The 533-nt window shown below is 46.0% G+C and carries 1 protein-coding gene; it reads left to right on the top strand.

Annotation, left to right across the window (positions count from 1 at the left end):
• Positions 1-472 (top strand): hypothetical protein (locus GY843_RS15745; protein ID WP_297310974.1); only part of this gene is annotated, 472 nt, incomplete at its 5' end.
• Positions 473-533: the final 61 nt, after the last annotated feature.

Raw genomic sequence — 533 nt, 5'->3', positions numbered from 1 at the left:
TTTTCAGAACCGAGGTTTTAGAGGAAACTGTCCTTTCAATTCCTGCATTGTCTGTCAAAATTGCGGAATAAATGGACACCATAGTAGTGTCTGCTGGCGCCCTGTGATTAATAATTACCCTTATTATAATCAGCAGACGTTTTCTCTGCTGCAAACTCACCAAGCGTTACCACCATCGCCTGCCCGACCTGTTTTGCCTGCGTTGCTTGCTCCGCCTGCTCAGCCAGCTGTTACGGTGCCGAATAACACCCGTAATTATGTTCGACCCGTGACTGCGATACAATCTGTTAGTGCTGAGGCTTCCAATTCATCTTTGCAAGTACAAGCCCGAGATGAGGAAATTGAGTTGTTGCATGCACAAATCGAATGTTTACAACAGACTAACTTTCCAGAATTTATCACCGTCAACTCGCAAGCTACCGTCCCACCTACTAACAGTTTAGGTGCCGCCTGTGCTCCAAGCTTTTGTTAGTCTAGGATCTGAATGTCAAGCCGGAATATACTGTCCTGAATGCGCTGAATTATGTCCGCTT

The sequence above is a fragment of the Neptuniibacter sp. genome (assembly GCF_024231755.1).
In the GTDB taxonomy this organism is placed as follows: Bacteria; Pseudomonadota; Gammaproteobacteria; order Pseudomonadales; family Balneatricaceae; genus Neptuniibacter.
The sequence above is the reverse complement of the archived record's forward strand: the minus strand, read 5'-3'. Positions and strand labels throughout refer to the sequence as shown.